The 1,420-nt window shown below is 34.9% G+C and carries 1 protein-coding gene; it reads left to right on the forward strand.

The annotated features are described in order from the left end of the window. Positions 1 to 45: 45 nt before the first annotated feature. A protein-coding gene (locus ACH0B5_RS17990) for an IS3 family transposase (RefSeq protein ID WP_341361629.1) occupies positions 46 to 1,379 on the forward strand; the annotation gives its coding sequence in 2 pieces (ribosomal slippage) (positions 46 to 433 and positions 433 to 1,379; 1,335 coding nt in all). Positions 1,380 to 1,420: the final 41 nt, after the last annotated feature.

The raw sequence follows: 1,420 nt of genomic DNA on the forward strand, positions 1-1,420 counted from the left end.
TTATTTATAATGAAATAAAATAAATGGTTGATGGAGCGGAAGAACATGTCGAAAAAGTTATTTACAGATCAAGAACAGAAATTACTCAAGAAACATCCTTATGTAAAAGCAGTGAGTGAAAAAGCAATAACATATACAGATGAATTTAAAGCAAGAGCCATTAAAGAATATGAGGAAGGGAAATTTCCACTTCAAATTTTTGAAGATGCAGGATTTGATATTGATATCGTAGGTAAAAAACGTGCAAAGTCTGCTTTAGAGCGATGGCGTGCTGCTTATCAAAAGAATGGTGTAGCTGGGCTTGTGGATACACGTAAACACTCTTCAGGACGTCCACTTGAGCGAGAATTAAGTATAGAAGAAAAGTACGCAAGGTTAGAGGCGCAAAATGCATTATTACGTGCAGAAAATGAACTACTAAAAAAGATCGATTTAGCAGAAAGGTTGTTGATAAAGAAAAAGAGAAATTAACAGCGGAACAAAAATTTCAGTTGATCCAGTATGTGATAGAAAAACACCGCTTAAAAAGAATGGTAAGCTACCTTTGTAAATTAGTTGGAGTCTCTCGATCGGGCTACTATCGTTATTTTTCAGAAGAAGCACAACTTAGTAGACAAGCTAGTGATCAGGCAGATGAGACAGTCAAAGAAATCATTTTAAAAGCGTTCAATTTCCGTGGTCGTAAGAAAGGTGCACGTCAAATTAAAATGACGTTAGAAAATCAGTATCAAATTACATATAACCTAAAGCGAATTCGTCGTATCATGAAAAAGTTTCAAATCATCTGCCCCATTCGAAAAGCAAATCCATATCGAAGAATGGCCAAAGCAACGAAAGAACATAGAACTTTACCAAATCTATTAAACCGTAAATTTAAGCAAGGAATCGCTAGAAAAGTATTATTAACAGACATTACATATTTGAGTTATGGAAAAGGAAAACGTGCCTACTTATCCGCTATAAAAGATGCCGAAACCAATGAAATTTTAGCATATGAGACATCGGATAAAATTACACTAGATATTGCATTAAATACATTAAAGATGTTGAAAAAGAATGGGATAAAATTGGCCGATGGCGCATTCATTCACTCTGATCAAGGGTTCCACTATACCAGCCCCCAATTTCAAAAGATGGTAAAGAAAATGGGACTAGAGCAATCTATGTCACGTCGTGGAAACTGTTGGGATAATGCCCCACAAGAATCGTTTTTTGGTCATTTTAAAGATGAAACAGACTTCAAATCGTGTGAAACATTAGAAGAAGTAAAAAGAGAGATTAAGAGTTATATGACTTATTACAATCATTACCGAGGTCAATGGAACTTAAAAAAGATGACGCCTGCACAATACAGTCACCATCTTCTTCAAGTTGCTTAAAAGCCTTTTTTAAAAATGTCCTTTACAAAGGGTACACTTTA

Origin of the sequence: Ureibacillus sp. 179-F W5.1 NHS (assembly GCF_045369345.1) — a bacterium.
Lineage (GTDB): Bacteria > Bacillota > Bacilli > Bacillales_A > Planococcaceae > Ureibacillus > Ureibacillus halotolerans.